11 protein-coding genes are annotated in these 19,329 nt (G+C 33.5%); 8 read left to right on the top strand and 3 right to left on the bottom strand.

The window, feature by feature from the left end:
* Positions 1 to 50 precede the first annotated feature (50 nt).
* From AC5ZCW_RS17175 to AC5ZCW_RS17160, 4 genes are all read left to right on the top strand, one after another.
* Positions 51 to 2,552: a DUF5686 and carboxypeptidase-like regulatory domain-containing protein gene (locus tag AC5ZCW_RS17175; protein ID WP_496120955.1), complete on the top strand. Its 2,502-nt coding sequence runs from the start codon at positions 51 to 53 to the stop codon at positions 2,550 to 2,552.
* Positions 2,553 to 2,723: 171 nt separating this feature from the next.
* On the top strand, positions 2,724 to 3,323 hold the full coding sequence (locus AC5ZCW_RS17170; protein ID WP_496120954.1) for a DNA-3-methyladenine glycosylase family protein: 600 nt from the start codon (positions 2,724 to 2,726) through the stop codon (positions 3,321 to 3,323).
* 111 nt (positions 3,324 to 3,434) lie between these two features.
* Positions 3,435 to 3,965 (top strand): inorganic diphosphatase, encoded by a 531-nt coding sequence (locus tag AC5ZCW_RS17165; protein WP_281634707.1) that lies wholly within the window; start codon positions 3,435 to 3,437, stop codon positions 3,963 to 3,965.
* 113 nt (positions 3,966 to 4,078) lie between these two features.
* Positions 4,079 to 6,622 carry a sodium-translocating pyrophosphatase gene (locus AC5ZCW_RS17160; RefSeq protein ID WP_343544383.1) on the top strand — a complete coding sequence of 848 codons (2,544 nt, stop codon included), beginning with the start codon at positions 4,079 to 4,081 and terminating at the stop codon, positions 6,620 to 6,622.
* Between the two features lie 80 nt (positions 6,623 to 6,702).
* On the opposite strand, the gene AC5ZCW_RS17155 is transcribed toward AC5ZCW_RS17160, so the two are convergent.
* A complete protein-coding gene (locus tag AC5ZCW_RS17155; protein ID WP_129746158.1) occupies positions 6,703 to 7,317 on the bottom strand; it encodes a deoxynucleoside kinase in 615 nt (204 codons plus the stop codon).
* Positions 7,317 to 8,132, bottom strand: a complete 816-nt coding sequence (locus AC5ZCW_RS17150; RefSeq protein ID WP_496120953.1) for a hypothetical protein — start codon at positions 8,130 to 8,132, stop codon at positions 7,317 to 7,319. The genes AC5ZCW_RS17155 and AC5ZCW_RS17150 overlap by 1 nt, the downstream gene beginning before the upstream one ends.
* Positions 8,133 to 8,345: 213 nt before the next feature.
* On the opposite strand from AC5ZCW_RS17150, the gene AC5ZCW_RS17145 reads away from it, so the two are divergent.
* The 3 genes from AC5ZCW_RS17145 (at position 8,346) to AC5ZCW_RS17135 (ending at position 14,357) form a co-directional block, all read left to right on the top strand.
* Complete coding sequence (locus tag AC5ZCW_RS17145; protein WP_343544381.1) at positions 8,346 to 9,233, top strand: GLPGLI family protein; 888 nt, start codon at positions 8,346 to 8,348, stop codon at positions 9,231 to 9,233.
* A gap of 57 nt (positions 9,234 to 9,290) precedes the next feature.
* A complete protein-coding gene (locus tag AC5ZCW_RS17140; RefSeq protein WP_343544380.1) occupies positions 9,291 to 11,978 on the top strand; it encodes a carboxypeptidase-like regulatory domain-containing protein in 2,688 nt (895 codons plus the stop codon).
* Between the two features lie 93 nt (positions 11,979 to 12,071).
* Positions 12,072 to 14,357, top strand: coding sequence for a hypothetical protein (locus AC5ZCW_RS17135; protein WP_496120952.1), 2,286 nt, complete (start codon positions 12,072 to 12,074; stop codon positions 14,355 to 14,357).
* A gap of 110 nt (positions 14,358 to 14,467) precedes the next feature.
* Here the strand turns inward: AC5ZCW_RS17135 and metK are convergent, their stop codons facing one another.
* Complete coding sequence (gene metK, locus AC5ZCW_RS17130) at positions 14,468 to 15,718, bottom strand: methionine adenosyltransferase (RefSeq protein ID WP_111367782.1); 1,251 nt, start codon at positions 15,716 to 15,718, stop codon at positions 14,468 to 14,470.
* Positions 15,719 to 16,264: 546 nt separating this feature from the next.
* On the opposite strand from metK, the gene AC5ZCW_RS17125 reads away from it, so the two are divergent.
* Positions 16,265 to 19,111, top strand: a complete 2,847-nt coding sequence (locus AC5ZCW_RS17125; RefSeq protein WP_496120951.1) for a TonB-dependent receptor plug domain-containing protein — start codon at positions 16,265 to 16,267, stop codon at positions 19,109 to 19,111.
* The last annotated feature ends 218 nt before the right edge of the window (positions 19,112 to 19,329 follow it).

The following is a 19,329-nucleotide window of genomic DNA, read 5'->3' as shown; positions in this document are numbered from 1 at the left end:
TAAAACTTCATCAGACAACATGGATTGGTGAAGTTTTTTTTTACTTTATAATGAACAAATTAACTCTACTTCTCTTATATATTGTATTTGCATTTGCGAATGTTGTTACTGCACAAACTAAAGTGAGTGGAGTTGTTTTGGACAAATCGAATCAGCCAATACCATTTGCAAATGTAGTTTTTAAGGGTTCTAATATCGGAATCGTTTCCAATGAGGATGGGCGTTTTTATCTAGAATCGCCAAATACCTATACGACACTTTTGGTTACTTCAGCAGGATTTTCAGATAAAGAAGTTCCTTTAGACAAAGCAGTTAATTATAATTTTAAAATTGTTTTGTTTGAAGAGCAAGTGCTTAACGAAGTTGTGATTTATACGGGTAAAACTTCCAAAAAAAATAATCCGGCATTGGATATTTTGAGAAAAATATGGGAAAGAAAACGTAAAAACGGATTATACCTATTTAATCAGTATCAAATGCAGAAGTATGAAAAAGTGGAATTTGACATGAACACTATTGATAGTGCCTTCATGAAGAATAAGCTTTTTAAAGGAATGGAGTTTATCTTTAATCACGTTGATACTTCAGATGTTACCGGAAAAACCTATTTGCCAATTTTTATCAACGAATCGGTCTATGATGTTTACGGAGATAATAAATTAAAAAAGGTAAAGGAAAATCTTACCGGAAATAAAATGTCTGGATTCAATGGAAATCAGCAGATTTTATCTTTTGTTAAAGACCTTTATTCGGACTATAATATTTACGACAATCATCTGAAATTCTTTGATAAGAGTTTTACGAGTCCGCTTTCAAGAACAGGAATCGATGTTTACAATTATGTTTTAAAAGACAGTGCTTATATCGATAAGAAATGGTGTTATAATATTGTTTTTTATCCTAGACGTAAAAACGAATTGACTTTTAAGGGAGATTTTTGGGTAAATGATACCACTTTTGCGATCAAGAAAATTAATATGGGTGTGACAAAAAGCGCCAATATTAACTGGGTAAAAGACATTTATATTGAACAGGAATTTGAAGTAGAAAACGACTCCGTTTTCCTTTTGACACGTGATTACATGATGTCTGATTTTGCTTTAAATAAAAAAGAAAAATCAAAAGGAGTTTATGGTAAAAGAACAACTTTATACCGTAATCATAAATTCAATATTCAGAAGCCAGAGAAATTTTATAAAGAAGAAGTTAATTTTATAGATAATGCCGTTTATGAACGACCGCCTGAGTTTTGGGAAGAAAATCGTTTTGAAAAGCTAAATAAGGATGAACAGGGTATTTATAAAATGCTCGATACACTACAAACTGTTAAGCGATTTAAGCAGCTGTATAATCTGGTCTCGATATTAGGAAGTGGCTACATTGAATTTAAAAATTTCGATTACGGACCTATATTTTCAACTTTTGGATATAACGAAGTCGAAGGTTTGAGATTGAGAGTAGGAGGAAGAACCTATTTTGGACCGAATGATCCATGGCGTATTCAGGCCTATACAGCTTACGGATTTGATGATAATAAATTCAAATACGGGGTTTCTGGAAAATGGATGGTTGACAAGAAAAACCGAGTTATCATCTCTGGAGGAAACAGACGAGATATTGAACAGATTGGTGCCAGTTTAACGACTACGAATGACGTTCTAGGACGAAGTTTTGCCTCTTCGGCCTTGTTTACGACTGGAAGCAACGGGAAACTGACCAATATTAATTTGAGTAATGTTTCTGTAGAAATGGAGCCTAAAAAGAATTTTATTGTCTCGGCAGGACTTTCATATCGAACATTAGAATCGGCATCGAAGACCTTTAGTTTAGATTATTATACAACTTTACCAACTGCAGCAAATCCAGCAGGAGTTGTCGAAAGTATGGTAAAGCAATCTGAGGCTAATATTCAGTTTGAGTTTATGCCAAACAGAAAAACGATCGGTTATGGCGTAGAAAGAGATTTAGTTGATAGTCCGTATAGCCATTTCTTCGTTAATTTCAGTTACGGATTAAAAGGAGTTTTTGATAGTGATTTTGCGTACGAAAAAATTCAAGTTTTCTATAGACAGCCAATTATTATCGGGCCTTTAGGGAGAACAAATATTACAATTGAAACAGGAAAAACTTTTGGAACAATTCCGTTAGGTTTGATGAGCGTAATTCCGGGTAACCAGACTTACTTTACAATTGAAAATACATTCAGTAACTTGAATTTCTATGAATTCGTTACAGATCAATATACAACCTTGCAGTGGAATCATGATTTTGGCGGAAGATTGTTTGCCAGAATTCCATTCATGAGAAAACTGAATTGGAGAGAGTTTATCGGAATTAGAGCCGTTCACGGAACTATTTCTGATGCCAATCGTGCTATTAATGCTTCTGGATTACCGTATAACGCTCCTGAAAAAGTATACTGGGAATATAATGCAGGAATTGGAAATATTTTTAAAGTATTCCGTCTCGATTTTTCTTGGAGAGGAAATTATCTAGATATGCCAGACGCGCACAAATTTGCAATTAAAGGATCTTTCGGGTTTTATTTTTAATTGTATTTTAGAGGCAAAGGTTTAAAGTTACAGAGTCGCAAAGGTTTTAAAAATCTTTGCGATTTTTTTTGTTGTATAAAATTTGCGTGAAAAAAAACTTAGCAACTTGGCGTCTTTGCGAGAACTAATTTCATTTTTCTTATTTTTGATTTACTTTCGAAATTCAAAACCATGCAAGAAGCCATCGATTTTTTAATCAATAAAAATCCAATATTTCTAGAAATTATTGAAAAATACGGATTGCCTCCAATTCCGAGACGCCCGCCTGGATTTGAAACTTTGGTTTTATTAATTCTAGAGCAGCAGGTTTCTATAGACTCGGCGAAAGCCACATTTTTAAAAATCAAAGCTTACAAAACTTGCAATCCCGAAAATATGGCTGTTTTGACTGATGAGGAATTTAGAAATTTGGGGGTAAGTCGCCAGAAAACTAAATACATTAAGATTTTAGCGGAAGCGGTTTTAAACAAAGAATTAGATATTGAAAGTTTAGCTTTAAAACCAGCAAAACAAGTTCGTGAAGAGCTCATTAAACTAAAAGGAATCGGCAATTGGACAATTGATATTTATCTGATGTTTTGTTTGGAAGAACCCGATTTAATTCCGCTTGGCGATATAGCAGTAATAAATACGATCAAAGAATTGCTGGATATTCATGACAAACAAGAAATGGAAATTCACGCAGAACAGTGGAGTCCGTATCGTTCTTATGCGACCTATTTGCTATGGCATTATTACTTGAAGAAAAGAAATCGAACAATTACCTATTAAATGCTTGTTTTTTAAACTTTAATGCACATAATTTAACCTTGTTTTTTATTGTAAAACTAGATTCTTTAGTTATTTTTGCAACCGAAATTATAGAAACAATAAAAAACGAAAATGACCGCAGACAAATTAACGACTTTCGATGTGTTAATCGAAATACCACGAGGAAGCAGAAATAAATACGAGTACGATTTTGAAATTAAAAGAATGCGTTTTGACAGAATGTTATTCTCTTCAATGATGTACCCAGCTGATTACGGATTTATTCCAGAAACTTTAGCTTTAGACGGTGATCCTCTTGACGTATTAGTTTTGGTAAACGAACCAACTTTCCCTGGATGTGTTATGGAAGTGAAGCCAATTGGTGTATTCCACATGGCAGATGATAAAGGACCAGACGAGAAAATTATTTGCGTACCAGTTTCAGATCCAATCTGGAATTCATTAAATGATCTTTCAGATATTAATCCTCACTTAGTAAAAGAAATCGAGCACTTTTTCCAAGTTTACAAAGATCTTGAAAACAAAAAAGTAGATGTAGAAGGATGGGGAGACGTAAAAGAGGCTTACGATATTATCGCTGAGTGTACAAAACGTTTTGATGACATTGAAAATAAACCAGAGGGATTATTTAGCATTAAATAATTTTAACCTTATTCTATTATAAAAAAAGCAATACTACCGTCAGGAGTATTGCTTTTTTGTTTAAATTCGTTTTAGTTAGATTGTTGACTATTAACCAAAACCATTAATATATTATGAATGCATTTATGATTTATCTGCCAATTATAATGGCAGTTTTAGGATTACTTTTCATGGGAATAAAAAGGACTTGGGTTTTAAAACAAGATGCTGGAGACGGTAAGATGAAAGAGATTTCAGATTACATCTACGAAGGAGCCTTAGCCTTTCTAAAAGCCGAATACAAACTATTAACCATCTTCGTAATTATTGCCAGTCTAGCTTTGGCAGGAATTACTTTTATTCCTGGAGTAAAAACACATTTATTAATCGTAATAGCATTTATTTTTGGTGCATTTTTCTCTGCTTTAGCGGGAAATATGGGAATGAAAATAGCGACTAAAACAAACGTCAGAACTACTCAGGCAGCCCGTACAAGTTTACCGCAAGCTCTAAAAGTTTCTTTTGGCGGTGGAACTGTAATGGGATTAGGCGTTGCTGGATTAGCCGTTTTAGGTTTGACATCATTTTTTATAATTTTCTTTCATTTATTCTCTGGTGGAGTTTGGAAAGATACCGATACAATGACAGTTGTTTTAGAGACATTAGCTGGATTTTCGCTTGGTGCAGAATCAATTGCTTTGTTTGCCAGAGTTGGAGGTGGAATCTACACAAAAGCAGCCGATGTTGGAGCTGATTTAGTTGGTAAAGTTGAAGCTGGAATTCCAGAAGATGATCCGCGTAATCCTGCTACAATTGCAGATAACGTAGGAGATAACGTAGGAGACGTTGCAGGTATGGGTGCCGATTTATTTGGTTCTTATGTAGCAACTGTGTTGGCGGCAATGGTTCTTGGAAACTATGTAATAAAAGATATGGGAGGAAGTATCAATGACGCTTTTGGCGGAATTGGACCAATTTTACTTCCAATGGCAATTGCCGGTTTCGGAATTTTATTTTCAATTATCGGAACAACTTTAGTAAAAATATCAGATGACAATGCTAAAGAAGCGCAAGTACAGAAAGCATTAAATATAGGGAACTGGGTTTCTATTGTTTTAACAGCTGTGGCTTGTTTTTTCTTAGTACAGCACATGCTTCCTGAAACAATGCAAATGACTTTCTTTGGAGAAGGTTCTAAAGCGATTTCATCAATGCGTGTTTTCTATGCTACATTGGTCGGATTAGTTGTAGGTGGTGCTATTTCATCAGTAACAGAATATTATACAGGATTAGGAACAAAACCAGTTATGGCAATTGTTCAAAAATCATCTACAGGAGCGGGAACAAACGTAATTGCAGGTTTGGCAACTGGAATGATTTCCACTTTCCCAACCGTATTATTGTTCGCGGTGGCAATTTGGATTTCGTACGCTTTAGCAGGATTCTACGGAGTAGCTTTAGCAGCTTCTGCAATGATGGCTACAACAGCAATGCAATTGGCGATCGATGCTTTCGGACCAATTTCTGATAACGCTGGTGGAATCGCCGAAATGAGCGAATTACCAAAAGAAGTTCGTACTAGAACAGATATTTTAGATTCAGTTGGAAACACAACTGCAGCAACAGGAAAAGGATTTGCAATTGCTTCTGCGGCTTTAACTTCATTGGCTTTGTTTGCAGCATATGTAACTTTTACAGGAATCGACGGAATCAATATTTTTAAAGCTCCAGTTTTAGCGATGTTATTTGTTGGTGGAATGATTCCTGTGGTCTTCTCAGCTTTAGCAATGAATTCTGTTGGAAAGGCGGCAATGGATATGGTGTACGAAGTGCGTCGCCAGTTTAAAGAAATTGCTGGAATTATGGAAGGAACAGGAAAACCAGAATACGGAAAATGTGTTGAAATTTCTACAAAAGCAGCTTTGCGCGAAATGATGCTTCCAGGAGTTTTAACGATTGGTTTCCCAATTTTAATTGTTCTTTTAGGAAAACTAGTTTACTCAGACAACAATCAGTTAATTGCTGAAATGTTAGGAGGATATATGGCAGGAGTTACTGTTTCTGGAGTTCTTTGGGCAGTTTTTCAAAACAATGCTGGAGGAGCTTGGGATAACGCTAAAAAGTCTTTCGAAGCAGGAGTTATGATCAATGGCGAAATGACTTATAAAGGTTCTGATGCGCACAAAGCCGCAGTTACTGGAGATACAGTTGGAGATCCGTTTAAAGATACTTCTGGACCATCAATGAATATTTTAATTAAATTAACTTGCTTGATTGGATTGGTAATTGCTCCAATTTTAGGCGAAGGTCACGCACCATCAGACATTGCAGGAAAAGCTTCTTGCTGTGCTAAAACAGAAATGCATGCAGGAATGTCTAAATGTGGCGATATGTCTGGAATGACAAAAGAAGAATGTATTAAAATGTGTAAAGAAAAAGGTTGTTCTGAGGAAGAAACAGCTAAATGTCTGGCTCATTTTGATGTAAATGGAAAATATCAAAAGACGGATTGTTTTGATACTAGCAAATATGAGAAACAATCGGTTCGTGTTGAAGTAAAAAATATAAACGGTAAAACTACTGGAACTGTTACTAAAACAGTAGATGGAAAAACAACAACCGAAGTTTTTGAAGGAACTGAAGAAGAAGTTCTGGCAAAAGTTGAAGCTGCGAAATAACAACTTTGACAAGTTTCTTAAAATAGAAAAAGCCTCTAAAAATATTTTTAGAGGCTTTTATATTCTGTAACAATTCGTTTTTAGAACAATCCGTTCAATTCTGCATCAATTCTATTAATGATGTCTCCTAAATCTTCAGGATTATCAACAAAATTAATATTGTCAACATCGATAATTAGTAACTTTCCTTTTGTGTAAGTCTGAATCCAAGCTTCGTATCTTTCGTTCAAACGACTCAAATAATCAATAGAAATAGAATTTTCATACTCGCGTCCGCGTTTGTGGATTTGACCAACAAGATTAGGAATTGAACTTCTCAAATAAATCAACAAATCGGGAGCTTTAACCAAAGATTCCATCAATTCGAACAAAGATGTGTAATTTTCAAAATCACGACTTGTCATTAATCCCATTGCGTATAAGTTGGGAGCAAAAATATGTGCATCTTCGTAAATCGTTCTGTCCTGAATGATCTTTTTTCCGCTTTCGCGAATTTGCTGCACTTGACGAAAACGGCTATTAAGGAAATAAATCTGAAGATTAAATGACCAACGTTCCATCTGATGGTAAAAATCATCTAGATACGGATTGTCGACTACATCTTCATAATGAGGTTCCCATTTGAAATGTTTTGCCAATAATTTGGTCAGAGTAGTCTTTCCTGCGCCTATGTTTCCTGCTATTGCTATGTGCATTACGGTGTTACGATTTTATAATTTAATATATCTGTAGCTGTAAAAATAGATAAAATTTGGTCTTTGTAATAAAAATTGTCAAAGGTTTTTTCCAAAACTTTGATTTCAGAAATTACTTCGGGATTCAATTTATTCATTCCTTTAAAATACAATAAATTATCTTTACAGAAAAGATATTGCGAAGAATTGACAATAGTGATTCTATCAAAATCAGTTATCTTTCCCAGCGATGTGATCTTCCCAAAAATATCAGAAGAATACCAGTTGTTTTTCTTATCAATCCAATAAAAAGTATTAAAATCGGTTTGGTAATATTGAATGACTTCTGTCAGCGGAATTGAAATCGTTTTGTATTCGTTTTTTAAATAATCAAATAGACCAATCTGTTGGTTTAAAGTGTTATAAATCCATAACTGATTTTGCGTAGACATTCCGATGGCGCTCACTACAATTGGAGTTGCGTTTTGAGAAAAATTAATTTCTGTCATTTTATTCAGTTGATTGTCTAATAAAACAACACTATTGAAGTCTTCATAAAAAAGTACAATTTTTAACGGATTTTGAAGATCGACTTTCGTGATTTTTCCCAAAGAAACATTCTTATACTCGAAGATTTCTTTGCCTTTCGTTTTACTAAAAACATTATTCGTAATCTGATAAGAATATCCAAACGAATCATATCCTAAAAATATATCAGAAGTATTTTTATACTGTGAAATTAAAGTTGGAGTTATGATCAAATCCTGAGCTGAAAGCGCCTGAAAAGTGCAGAAAAGAAATAGGAAGAATAAAGTTTTTTGCACCGTTTTACACATTAGCGATTATTTTACAAGAGTACCAAATTACAAAAAACTCTCCTTAGAAATTCAATTTTAAGTTTTAAACCTTTTTAAAATCTAATAGTCTAAAAAATAAGCGGTTCTGTCTATGCGTTAATACCATTAATATATTTAGTTTTTCGAATTTTAAAATAAATAATACATTTGAATGTAAGTTTTATCGGATTTGCTCACTTTAAAGAAAATGAAATGAAAAAGATATTTTTTTATATGATTATAATGCTTGTTTCTACTCAAATTCAGGCGCAAAAAGATTTTCAGGGAATGGCCGTTTACGAGTCAAAAACACAAGCGCCAAAGTTTGAAGGAATGCGTGGAAATAGAGATATTACGCCAGAAATGCAGAAAAACATGGAGGAACGTATGAAAAAAATGCTCGAAAAAACATTCATTTTAAATTTTGATAAAGCAGCATCAATTTACAAAGAAGAAGAAAAACTAGAAACACCAGGCCAGCAAGGTGGTTTTCGCATGATGTTTGGCTCGCTTACAGGTGGAGGAGGCACATTTTATAAAGATGTAAAAGCAAAAACGTATACTGTTGATAAAGAATTTATGGGCAAAGAATTTCTTGTAGTCGATTCGCTGCCAAAGCTAAACTGGAAATTAGAACAAGAAACCAAACAAATTGGCGGGTACAATTGTTATAAGGCGACAGTAGTAAAACAAGCAAGTAAAACCGATTTTAGAAACTTTAGGCCTAAAAACAACGGCGAAAAGAAAGAAGAAGTTAAAAAGACTTCGGACGGTACGAAAACCAATTTTGCCGATAATTTTGAAATACCAAAAGAGATTGTCGTAACAGCTTGGTATACACCAGAAATCCCGATAAATCAAGGACCAGAAAACTATTGGGGACTTCCAGGATTAATCTTGGAAATCAATGATGGAACTACGACAATTTTATGTTCAAAAATTGTTTTGAACTCAAAAGACAAAGTAGAAATTAAACCTTCTAAAAAAGGAAAAGTAATTTCTCAGAAAGAATATGATGAAACGGTAATAAAAAAAATGGAAGAATTTAGAGAGATGAATCGTGGCAGAGCCGGTGGACCACCACCTCCAATGGGAAGGTAATGTTTGTAAAATACCAATTCTTTAAAATCCAAAACTCAAACTTTCAATATTCTTATCATGAATAAGATCCTTTTTGTATTTGCCTTGCTTTTTACTTCTATTTCCTTTTCGCAAAGTATCCGTTTTGATGGTTTAATTCAGGATGAAAAAAAGAATCCGTTAGAAATGGCCAATATAATGGCTATTAATAATGGCACAAAAGCAATGGATTCTTACGGAATAACCAATGATAAAGGAAAGTTTCAGCTGACATTAAAACCAAATACGGCTTATACTATAAAAGTGAGTTATTTGGGAATGAAATCTAAAGAAATTGCAGTATCGACTAAAACTGAAAATATGAGTCAGAATATTTTTTTAGATGGTACTGGAATAGAATTGGAAGGCGTTGAAATTGTTCGCGAAATGCCCGTTTCCATAAAAGGAGACACAATTGTTTATAATGCTGATTCTTTTAAATCGGGAACAGAAAAAAAGCTTGAAGATGTCTTAAAGAAGCTGCCAGGAGTTGAGGTAAATGCTGATGGAGAAATTGAAGTGGAAGGAAAAAAAGTCAGTAAATTGATGGTGGAAGGAAAAGACTTTTTTGACGGAGACACCAAATTGGGCGTCAAAAATATCCCCGCCGATGCGATTGATAAAGTTCAAGTTTTACGAAACTATAATGAAATAAGTCAGCTAAAAGGTCTAGAAAACGATCAGGAAAATGTAGCAATGAACATCAAACTAAAAGAAGGGAAAAAGAACTTTTGGTTTGGAGATGTAACTGCAGGAATTGGCGTTGCAGAATTGGATAGCAGATACATTATTAATCCTAAATTGTTTTATTATAGTCCGAAATACAGCATTAATTTAATCACCAATTTTAATAATATTGGCGAATTACCTCTTACTGCACAAGATTATTTTAAGTTTACTGGTGGATTTAAGAACGTCATGAAAAAGGGAGGAAGTAGTTTTAATGTTTCTTCGAATGATTTAGGAATTTCACTGCTTAGAAATAATCGGGCAAAGGAAATTGAAACAAAATTTGGAGCGACAAACTTTGCTTATTCCATTAACAAAGCTTGGAATATAAGTGGTTTCGGAATTCTTTCAACTTCAAAAACAGATTTAGAGACTAAATCTCAAACTACGATTTTGGATTCTGGAGATCAGCAGAAACGTGATGAAATGACGCATCAAAAGAATAATTTGGGACTTTTTAAATTAAGTTCAACTTACAAACCAAATGATAAATTTCAGTTTGATTATGATATCTTAACCAAATTATCAAAACAGAATGAAGATACAGATTTGCTTCGTGAATCTATTGTTAGTGATGTTTCTGCGGTAGAAACTATTTTAACTCAAAAAAAGCAAGATCCAACTTCTATAAATCAGAATCTAAGTTTATATTATACACAGAGCAGTAAAAATATTTTTGCTTTTGAAATGCAGCATCTATATCAAGATGAAAATCCGTTTTATAATGCCAATTTAAGAACACAGCCTTTTGATTTATCGGGTTATATTTCTGGGCAAAATCGTAATGATTTAAATCAGGATCGTTTTGTAAAAACCAATAAAATCGATGCAAAACTGGATTACTATTATATGGTGACACCAAAAAGCAATATTAATGTTACTTTTGGAAATACCTATTCTTATCAGAATTTTAATTCTCATATTTTCCAAATGTTAGATAATGGGGATCGAAATGATCTTAATGATACGGAAAACAATAATGATGTAGATTATAGATTTAATGATGCCTTTTTAGGTTTTCATTATAAAATTCTAACAGGAAAATTTACGTTTACGCCAGGAGTAAGCCTTCATACGTATCAAATGACAAATGGCCAATTGGGGAACGATTATTCTCAGAATTTTGTAAAAGTACTTCCAGATTTCTTTGCTTTATATCAAATCAAAAAATCAGAAACTTTGACTTATAATTTCTCTCTGACTAATGATTTTACAGATATCAATCAGCTGGCGGCGGGTTATGTTTTGTCAGATTACAGTAGTTTATTCCGCGGAAACCGTTTTTTAGAAAATGCTACTTCACAAGTGCATTCGTTGCGCTACTTTAAGTATAATATGTTCAATTTTGAGAATATATTTGCCAACGCAACATACACGAAAAAGGTAGACGCCATTAAAACAAAAGCCGATTTTGACGGAATTAATCAGTCTTCGGTTCCTTATAATTCCAATTTAGCAGACGAAACTTTTTCGGGAATGGGAACTTATGGACGTTCTTTCTTGAAAAACTACAAAGCATCAGCAAGTGCAAGTCTTAATTGGTCAAAATTCAACAACATTCAAAACGAAAAATTAGCAACTACAGAGAGTTTTGTGCAAAGCTATACTGTTAAAGCTTCAACAAATTATAAAAAACTGCCTAATATAGAGTTTGGCTATAATCTCTTGGTTAACAAGTACAGCGGCTCTACTTTTTATACCGATAAACCATTTGCAAGATTAGACTATTATTTCTTAGACAGTTTTTCTTTTGTTTCAGAGTATGAATTCTATCATTATTACAACGGAAATAAAACTGTAGATAACGAATATGATTTTTTAAGCGCCAGTTTAATTTATCAAAAAAATAACAGCAAATGGGAGTATAAAGTGTCTGCAACCAACTTGTTAAACACGAGATATCTTAACGATGATAGCTTTTCGCAATTTTCGACGCGAGTATCGCAATACACCGTGCAGCCTCGTTACATTATATTTTCAATGAAATATAATTTGTAGTATTTTAACTGCAAAAATTATGATTTTTTATGATTTGTTTAAAGATGAATCAGATATCTTTGCGCAATATTACTAACAACAAAACATGTAGTTATGCGCAATTTTCTTTGGAGCTTATCACTCCTTTTTGCTGGATTTTCTACCTCTTTCGGCCAAACAAATGGGATAGAAAAAGGAACTTATTTATCTATAAATAAGGGAGGGAAAATCAAATTAAATTTATTAGAGAATAATAAGTACGAATTGGTTTTTTATTCAGGAGATTACAAAATTGAAGGAGATTCTCTTATCTTCTTAAAAAACACAAAAACAGTCAATAGATTTGATCTTTCTTTTGTTAAAGATAAAAAAGCAAAAAAGATTAAAATTAAGTTTTTGAATCCTTCTTATTACTCATTTTTTATAGGAACTCAAAATGGTTCTGAAGCAGTTCAATATCAAAGAGTAGCCGATATTAAAACAAAAGTTGATCCAGATTGGAAAACTACTGATTTAGATTTCGAAATAGAAAGAACTGATTTTCTATACTTGGTTTATGAAGATTACAACGGTAAAAGTGACGTAAGCAAATATGCCTTACCGAAAGATGTTTCGGAGGTAACAATAAACTATGATCTGGCGGTTTTGAATGATTTAAATCTTGGAGGATTTTTTGATAAAAAAACAAATGAATTACGAATTTCTGAATCATACGGGAAAGATCCTTTGGTATTTGTAAATGAAAAAGATGAAAAGCCAGCTAAGACTCCAGCAGTCGTTCCAATACAAACTGAAAGTATTTCAAACTGGACGTATCCAGGGAAAGACTCTTATTATGGAGAGAGTTACGGAGGAGCTGTAGTCGATAGCATATATAATAGTCTGCCAGTTGATACTACTACTGCAATACCAGCAGCAGATTATCCTCTTGATCCTCCTTCTTCTTATACCAAATACGATTTTAAACTAAAAATAGAAGACAATCTAAAAAAGGCAATAGAATCTACCAAAACAGCTAGTAACAAATTTTTGGTAGTTGTGGTTGATGACAAGAATAAAAAGGCAAAAGAAGATTTTGATGCTTTTATAAAAAATCAGGAAACACAAGCTGGATATAGTATGTATGATTCCTATAATGCTCAATATGATATTTATAACTATTATCTGGCTGGAACCAATGATAAAAAATGGCTGAAAAGCAATAAAATTACAAACGATCCAATTGTTATTGTTTTAAACGATAATGGGGATATATTGGCAACAGCAAAAGCTAATTTGTCAAATAAGGAGGAAGCGTTTAATTATTATGGAAATTTTTATCCCAAATTATTGCGTACAAATGCTCTTGTTTCTTTAGGAAAAAATCTGAAAAACCAAAAAGCGTCAGATGATGATCTGATTCAAGCTTTTAATAAAGCGGCATTACTTGCAATATCATACAGTTACGATTCAGATTACATTTCATCAGATCCTACAGAATTAGTTTTTGCAAAAACAGTATTGGATCAAAAAGAAGTGGCACAAAGTTGGAAAAAATTGATTGAGGCTCATCAAAAAGATAAAACAGTAAATATGTATTTGGTGGAAACAATTTTGAAAGAAATCAAAAATGAAGGATTTACAAAACAGCTCTTTAACGAAGATAGAATTCTTAACGACACAGATTTCTTAGCAATTGATTATATATTAAAGCATTCTGACGAAATTGAAAAAGAACTAGGTACATTCAACAATTTGAAAAGAAATGACATGTATGGACAAGTGCCTTTAATGAATAACCCGATTTCTGAAGTTACGAATGCATTACAGCAAAATCTGTACGCTTCTCAGGACGGACTGACTGGGGAGATCAATAAGGAGAAAATCAATTCTATTTATAAAAAGATTATCGCATCAGGAAAAGGTAATTTTGATGTCTACAAAAATTATTTTTATTATTTAAGTCAGATTGTAGATCAGGATGGTTCTAATACAACTTATTTAAGAGAGTTTAATGCCTATTTTGATACAACATTGGCAGGAGCAAGTCCAATAGAAAAATTAGACGCTATTTTCTCTGGATTAGATTCAAGTTCAAGTTATTCTTATGATGGATGGAATTCATTCAAATATTATCATTCAGACATTTCCAATAATGCGGCTTGGGCAGTGGTGACAAATCTTCAGAATTCTAACTTTATCAAAGATGCGATAAAGTGGTCTGAATACAGTTTAGTGTTAACTAAAAACAATCCATATTATTTAGATACTTTGGCGCAGCTATATTATAAAGACGGACAGAAAGATAAAGCTATTGCAACTCAGACTTTAGCGGTAAAATATTTAAGTGATACTGTTGAAGAAGAAACTGCAAGCGAAATAAAAGAAGTATTAGCTAAAATGCAGAATGGAACTTATTAATAAGATTAGCATATAAAATAAAAGCCGATTTCTAAATTTTTAGAAATCGGCTTTTTTATGTTTAGCCAACTAAGATATCTAACAATCTAAGCTAGTCTATAAATCTAGATTTACAATCCAAATGCAGCTTTTACTTGGTCAACAAAATCAAGTTTTTCCCATGTAAACAATTCAACAGTAACTGTTTTTTCGTTTCCGCCTGGAGCAGAGAAAGTTTTAGTTACCGTTTCTGGTTTACGTCCCATGTGTCCGTAAGCAGCAGTTTCGCTATAAATTGGGTTTCTTAATTTTAAACGTTGCTCAATAAAGTAAGGACGCATATCGAAGATAGCTTCTACTTTTTTAGCGATTTCACCGTTAGTTAAGTTTACTTTAGAAGTTCCATAAGTTTCAATGAAGATTCCCATTGGCTCAGCAACTCCAATTGCGTAAGAAACTTGAACTAAGATTTCGTCAGCAACACCGGCAGCAACTAAGTTTTTAGCGATATGACGAGTTGCATAAGCAGCACTTCTGTCTACTTTACTTGGATCTTTTCCAGAGAATGCACCACCACCGTGAGCACCTTTTCCACCGTAAGTATCCACGATAATTTTTCTTCCTGTTAAACCAGTATCTCCGTGAGGTCCTCCAATAACGAATTTTCCTGTTGGGTTAATATGGTAGTTGATTTTATCGTTAAATAAATGAGCGTGTTCTGGGTTTTTAGCAATAATTCTTGGAATCAAGATTTCGATAATATCTTTTTTGATTTTAGCCAACATTGCAGCTTCTTCATCAAAATCATCATGCTGAGTTGAGATAACAATCGCATCAATACGAGTTGGTTTGTTATCATCGCTGTATTCTAAAGTTACCTGAGATTTAGCATCTGGACGTAAATAAGTGATTTCTTTGTTCTCACGTCTTAAAATAGCTAATTCTTGTAATAATTTATGAGATAAATCTAATGCCAATGGCATGTAGTTTTCAGTTTCGTTTGTAGCGTAACCAAACATCATTCCTTGGTCACCTGCGCCTTGTTCTTCTGGCTTAGCTCTGTCAACACCTTGATTAATGTCTGCAGACTGCTCGTGAATAGCTGATAAAATTCCACAAGAATTTGCTTCAAACATATATTCACTTTTAGTATATCCAATTTTACGGATTACCTCACGTGCAATTTGCTGAACATCAAGATAAGTATTCGATTTTACTTCACCTGCTAAAATAACCTGACCAGTTGTAACTAACGTTTCGCAAGCTACTTTTGAGTCAGCGTCAAATGCCAAAAAGTTGTCAATTAATGCATCCGAAATTTGATCTGCAACTTTGTCTGGATGCCCTTCACTAACAGATTCTGACGTAAATAAATAAGCCATAATAATGTAATAAAAATGTATTAGTTTTAAATTTAAGCGAGGAAAATAATTGCTAAAAAGGGCTAAAGGAGAGTTTCTGCTTTAGCATTTTTTACTGCTGAAATGAATCTTTCAGCATTCACAATGAAACCATTTCATTATGAAGAGGTTGCAATCAGTTCAAATTTTTCCTCTGTTTCGGGTGCAAAGGTATGAAACCATTTTGATTTGCAAATTAAAGTTCAACTTTTTTTATTTTTTCTAGCAGAAATTTAACAATAACATACTATTTTGATAGGGTAATAGAAAATATTTTGTTTTTTGTTTGGTCGATTAAAAAATAGTTTGCAACTTTGCCCCGTTAAAACAAAGAAACAAATGAAATTTACAGTTTGCAATATGATGTCTTGTAAGATGCCGGAGTTCTCCGCAGAGACGCTATTGTAGTTATTTTTCAATAAAATATAAATAGAACCTCTGCCGAACCGCAGAGGTTTTTTTATGCCAAAAATAAACCTGTAAGATTTTTTTTAAGCCAAAAACAATAATTAATCAGTAAAAAAAGAAATGAAGAAAAATGTACTAATCGTTTTAGGTCTTGTGACTTTTTCAGGACTTTATGCTCAAGACAATAAAAAAGAGCAAGACAGTTTAAAAAACAACGAACTGTCTGAAGTTACTATTATTGGATCAAGAAGTAAAAACAGAGTTAAAACAGACGTGCCAGTTCCGGTAGATGTTTTTAACGTATCAGAAATAACAAAAGGAGCACCTCAAACCAGTGTAACTCAAATTTTAAATTATGTTGCTCCTTCGTTTACGAGTAATCCAACATCTACGGCAGATGCAACAGACCACGTTGACCCTGCACAATTACGAGGGTTAGGGCCAGATCAGGTTCTGATTTTAGTAAACGGAAAAAGAAGACATACAAGTGCTTTAGTAAACATAAACGGATCGCCAGGAAGAGGATCTGTAGGAACAGACTTAAATGCAATTCCATCTTTTGCCATAGAAAGAATAGAAGTTTTACGAGATGGAGCTGCCGCACAATACGGTTCTGATGCGATTGCGGGAGTTATTAATATTGTTCTAAAGAAAAACGCTAATTATTTGACAGGAGGAATTCAATATGGCGCGAATCTATCTTCGGGATCAAATAATTTTGAAGGAGGAGCAGACGGTCAAACTGCTCAAATCGATTTAAACTACGGAACTTCATTGGGCAAACCTGGAAGTTTCTTAAATATCACAGGAACTGCGGTAACGAGACAAGCAACAAGCAGAGCAGGAATTAGAAGCAATGCTATTTTTAATGCTTATAATGCAGTAGAAAATAGAGCAGCACAAGATGGTGTAGAAATTAACTCTTTGTTTAGCAACATTAATACGACTGCTAATTCAGCTCAGATTTTGTCTTCTTTAAAACAATATGCGCCGCAAGTAAGTTATTTTACAACAGCACAGCAAAACGCCATAGCATCAGCTTCAACAATTGCGCAAATGCAGACCGCTTTAAATTTTGATGTAACTAATAATGAATTGGCTTATAGAGGACAGCAGAGAAGTGATTATAATATGAGTGTTGGTCAGTCAGAATTGGCTTCGGGACAAACATATTACAATGCAAAATATCCTTTAACAGAAATAACTTCTTTATATTCTTTTGGTGGATTATCGTACAGAAGCGGAAAATCATATGCATTTAATAGATTGCCAAATGGTTCTGGAACTTTCACGCAAGTGTATCAAAACGGATTCTTGCCAGAAATTGAATCAAAAATTTTAGATGCTTCTGCAGCAGTTGGTGTAACTACGCAATTATTTGGATTTGATACCGATATGAGTACCACTTTAGGAACAAACTCTTTTAATTATGATGTAAATAATTCCATCAATGCAACTTTAGGAATAAATTCTCCTTTTAGTTTTGATGCAGGAAAAGTTTCGTTTTTACAAAGCACAACTAATTTGGATTTTAGTAAAAAGCTAGATGTTCTTTCTGGACTGAATGTTGCTTTTGGCGGTGAATTCAGATATGAAAACTACGAAATTAAAGCAGGAGAAGAAGCTTCTTACGGATTGTATGATGTAAACGGAAATTTAGTTTCAGGAATTCTGCCAAGCAATTCACCATTAATTGTAACTGACTTCTTTGGAAACAAACGTGGAGCAGGAGCTCAAGGATTTTCAGGATTTCAGCCTTCGGATGCTAAAGAAAAAAACAGAAAAAGTGGTGCCGCTTATGTTGATTTAGAATTGAATGCCACTGAAAAATGGCTTATAAATGGAGCTGCGCGTTATGAAAATTATTCAGATTTTGGAAATACGGTTACGTTTAAACTGGCTTCACTTTTAAAATTAAATGATAATATCAATTGGAGAATTTCTGGACAGACTGGTTTTAGAGCGCCTTCTTTACAGCAAAGATATTTTGAGTCAAGTTCTACTCAATTTATAAACGGTTCTCCATATCAAGTTGGTTATTTTACAAACGATTCGCAAGCGGCAAAAAGCATTGGAATTGAAAGTTTAAAACCAGAAAAATCAAAAAGCATCAGTACAGGATTTACATTCAAAATTCCTGAAGCTAACATAACCATTGCTACTGATGCTTATTTTACAAGAATCAACGACAGAATTGTACTGTCTGGACAATATTCTAGACCAACAGATGCGCAGATTGCAGCGGCAACTTCACCAGAACAGGCTGAGGCGTTGACTTTATTTCAGCAGGCATTTGATTTGAAAGGAGTGGAAAGAGCTTCGTTCTGGACAAACGGAATCGATTCTGAAACAAAAGGAATTGATTTGGTAATTTCGCAGAAATACGATGTAATTCAGTATTTCACAATTAGAAATGATTTTGCATTAAGCTTCAACGAAACTAAAAGAGTAGGAGATCTACATATTCCGCAGTCTATCGTTAATGCTGGAGGAGAACCTTACATCTATTCTTTCTTTCCAGAATCAAGCCGAGTATATTTGGAAGAAGCGATTCCAAAATTGAAAGCCAATTTGATGACAACTTTCAATATTAAAAAACTGGATATTTATTTAAGAAACAGCTATTTCGGAAAAGTTACAGATCCAGGAGCAACAGATGTTAATCTGGACGGATTTTCTTCTGTATATGAACATCCAGAATACAGCGCAAAATTGGTTACAGATTTATCTTTAGGATATCAGATCAACGAGCATTTGAGAGCTACCATTGGAGTTAATAATATAGGAGATGTTTATCCAGATAGAAATAATCCTGCAACTCCTGCATTTACAAACACAACGCCAACTTTGTCGCCAGCGCCAAGTACAGATTTGACAAATGCGAATCAGTTTGCATATTCAAGAGCAGTTTCTCAATTCGGATTAAACGGAAGATTTGGTTTTGCTCGTTTGAGCTTTAAATTTTAATTAAATAAATTTCTTTCAAGTCTTTATTTGAAAGGCTTGAAAGAAATTTCAAAAAAAAATAGTACAAAATTTCAATTTTAATTTGGTCGTTCAAAAAATACTTATTACATTTACTCTATCGAATTAGTCGAATTTAAAAAATAGTCGAATTCAAATTTTAAATCAAAATGAAAACAATAGCAAAAGGAAATATGATGTGTTGTAAGATGATGCAAATG

The sequence above is a fragment of the Flavobacterium sp. PLA-DH12 genome, assembly GCF_059511845.1.
The sequence above is the reverse complement of the archived record's forward strand: the minus strand, read 5'-3'. Positions and strand labels throughout refer to the sequence as shown.